General features: G+C 40.3%; 3 protein-coding genes. 1 reads left to right on the top strand and 2 read right to left on the bottom strand.

The window, feature by feature from the left end:
- Window positions 1-71: 71 nt before the first annotated feature.
- Window positions 72-1,670: a PAS domain S-box protein gene (locus tag H6G92_RS38495; protein ID WP_190902076.1), complete on the bottom strand. Its 1,599-nt coding sequence runs from the start codon at window positions 1,668-1,670 to the stop codon at window positions 72-74.
- Between the two features lie 309 nt (window positions 1,671-1,979).
- The gene (locus H6G92_RS38490) at window positions 1,980-2,210 is read right to left on the bottom strand and encodes a hypothetical protein (RefSeq protein ID WP_190902075.1); all 231 of its coding nucleotides are present in this window, start codon (window positions 2,208-2,210) and stop codon (window positions 1,980-1,982) included.
- Window positions 2,211-2,548: 338 nt separating this feature from the next.
- Here H6G92_RS38490 and H6G92_RS38485 point away from each other — a divergent pair, with 338 nt between their 5' ends.
- Window positions 2,549-2,800, top strand: coding sequence for a hypothetical protein (locus H6G92_RS38485; protein ID WP_190902078.1), 252 nt, complete (start codon window positions 2,549-2,551; stop codon window positions 2,798-2,800).
- Window positions 2,801-3,279: the final 479 nt, after the last annotated feature.

Below are 3,279 nucleotides of genomic sequence, written 5' to 3'. Positions count from 1 at the left end.
TTGTTTTGTTCTATGAGGATACTTTTGAATATAATCAAAAACCATAACTAATTGCGAAAAATAGTAGACACTTAGTTCACCATTTTATCATTTTTCTTTTCCTCAGTTAATATTTCGGACAAGTCTATTTCAACAACCTCTCCTTTGTCATCATGAATTGCGATCGCATTCCATTGAAACCAACGGATACCGTTGGCTGTCAATGCACGTCGCTCACAATTAATCAAGGAATGCAATGAAGATTCTAAAATTGTCATATCTTCCATCGCTTGAGGTAAGTCATCTGGATAAATAAACGGGAAAAATGACTGACCACAGAACTCATCTTGTTTCCAGCCGAAGGTTTGACAAGCGGCTACGTTGGCAAAGGTAATCTGTCCTTGCAAATCAATGCGGAGAATTATGTCAGTTTGGCTTTCCACGAGTTGGCGGTAGAGGTGTTCGCTCTGCCGTAAAGCAACTTCTACACGTTGGCGTTCGGTAATTTCTTGTTGCAACAGGACGTTGGACATAACAAGTTCTGCTGTCCGTTCCGCCACTCGTTGTTCTAATTCCTCATTAGCTTGGCGCAGTACCTCCTTTGCCTGTTGGCGTTCGCTAATATCGCAGAGTAACCAGCGCCAGCCAACTTGCTTACCCTGTGAATCGTACATGGCAGCAGCTCTAATGCTAGCCGGAAAATTTATACCTCCTCGTGGCTTTAGGTAAACTTCCCACTCCTGTACCTGCTGCCAATTATTCAACTGAGTGGTAAAAGTCTGACGGTCTTGGGGAGCAATAAATAAAATTAATGGTTTGTTTACTAAATATTTTTGGCGGACAGCTAGCAAGGTTGCTGCTGCTCGGTTAGCCTCTTGGATAACCCCTGCTGTATCAGTGACCAAGTAACCATCTGGAGCGAACTCAAATAAATCCTGGTAACGCTGGCGCTCCAATTCTACTAGCTCACGGGCAACAGCCAACTCTTCGTTTTGTTCGCGCAGTTCTTCTTCCACAACCTGGAGTTCTTCGAGGGCTACCTGAAGTTCATGATTAACTTGCATGATCTCAGCCGATTGCGCCTCAACCCATAGTTTTAAGTTGTTTTGAGTTTGAGAGCGGACTTGCTCTATCTCAATTGGCTGATTAACTCGTCGGGATTCATCTGGGGATTTTTGTAAATATTGCTGTAAGCCTTCAATGACACCAACCATTTTTATCAGGTCAAAGGCTTGTAGCAAGCTAATCTCAGTGATGATTCCTAGCAATTGCCCGCGATCGTCCAAAACGGGCAAATAGTGAGTCTGATGCTGACGCAATAACGATAAGGCGATGAAAATATCATTAGAATCTGATTGTCTAAGGGTAACTACTGGCTGCGTCATCACTTCAGCCATTGTTACTGTGGCTAAGTCTACTCCCGAAGCTAGAAGCTTAACTACATCTTTTACTGTAAAAATACCTAATAATTTTGCTCCTTCCAGAACCAAGATGCAACTAGTTAATGGTTGACTTCTGTCGCCTAAATCTAATGACGAATTTAAATTGGTATGTGCATAATTACTACATCTTTCCTGACTCATCAAGCCAATAGCTTCAACTACAAAACTATCAGAGTTAATCGTTAAGGGAGAACGATTAATAACATGATTTAAGCTAGGTATGTTAATCAGATGATCGTTGAATCGCATAGTGAATTCGTCAATTCTAATGATCTCTTTGATATCAGGAAGAACTAGCAGAAGCTAGAGTAAGTAAATTGTTAAAAATCAGGAATTATTATGCTGTAATTGATAATAAATCAACTATCAATCAATTAAATTGATAAATTTATCCTATAAATCTTACAAGACCTTATACAGGGAACACAATGCAAGTTATGAACTAAACCAGGAAGTAGATAGAATTTTAGAGCCGACAAACTCATTCTATTGTCAAATTAGAGATAGCAGATCATCTATCTCAAGAGATTACCTTAATTGATGGTCTTGGTAGTCTTGTTAGTGTGAAATGTTTGAAATTAATTGTTGAGTGGAAATATTAAACTCTTGCTGCCAAATGTCGCCAGAAAGGTTGTGTTTCGGTTGTTTTGATAAACCTCCAGCAAGACTTTTAATAAACAAGGCAGCAGGTGAGCTACTCAAATAGACGGTTTCAGGGCATAAAGCAGCCAGTCGGCTAGTGTTAAGCGGTAGTGACGTAGGAGTATCACCCGAAGTCCAGAAGGTCACGAGGAAAAGGATTTGACTTGTTTATTGTATTCATAGGAGATGGCACGCCATAAGTAAGGCTGCTCTTAAGTCGCACATTTCATATTTATAGTTATACGAATTTATACGAAGATAATTTGAGGATCTTGTGAAGAGATAGCTAAATAACCCTGAGGTCATTACTTAAAAAATATGTATAAATAATACGTAATTATTAAGTGTTTTGAATTTCCTCACAAGTTCCTCATTTTCTTACACTATAGTCAAAATATAGACATCTAGTTTTAAATACTTACGGGCTGGTCAACTGCCTATCCTGATTTGCAATAACACTTTTATCAACACGATTTGAGAAGAATATGAATTACTGTCCTTGCTGTTCAAGTATACTTTTAGAACATATACGCGGTGCAGAGAGTTACTGGTTTTGTCGCCACTGCTGGCAAGAAATGCCTGTTTATAATCTGAACGACTCCAGTTCATTCACCGAAGCTATCGTGGGAAAACTACCTAGAAAAACTGAAAAACAAGAACGTAAAAGTACTACTGTTTACGCAGGACAATTGCAATCTATTACGGAATGGATAGGGGTACAAGAATTGTCTGCCTAATACCAAATCACTGAAATTTGTCTAGTGTAATTTTTACTTGATTCCAGTAATTAATTGTCGTAAAATTCCAGGCTGTGGCTCATCCATAAGGTATTACCTGACACAGCTAGAAAGATAAAACGGGGAATTTGTCTCGTTCCCAGTCTCCGACTGGGAATGCTTACTAGGGGGGCTGCCGCCTCCGTTACTGGCGGACAGCAGGCAGCAACCCAATGAGATGCATTTCCAACCTATGGCTGGAAACGAGTTTTTAAAGGAGTTTTGGGTTAAGTTGACACCAATAGACCGCAGTGGCTCGCCTTAAAAAGAGCGACTTTGAGAAGTTTTTGCTTTTTAACACGGGTTGGGGAGAGTGAACTACCCACACTGACTTGGAGTACCAAGTACAGTGTCGGCTTCTGTAATCACGGGGGAGTGCCTAAACTTAGACTTTCGTCCAAGAGTAGGACTTAGCTCCCCTCCTACAGCAGAGACGGCTG

It is taken from the genome of Nostoc foliaceum FACHB-393, from assembly GCF_014698505.1.
Classification (GTDB): Bacteria; Cyanobacteriota; Cyanobacteriia; order Cyanobacteriales; family Nostocaceae; genus Nostoc; species Nostoc foliaceum_A.
The sequence above is the reverse complement of the archived record's forward strand: the minus strand, read 5'-3'. Positions and strand labels throughout refer to the sequence as shown.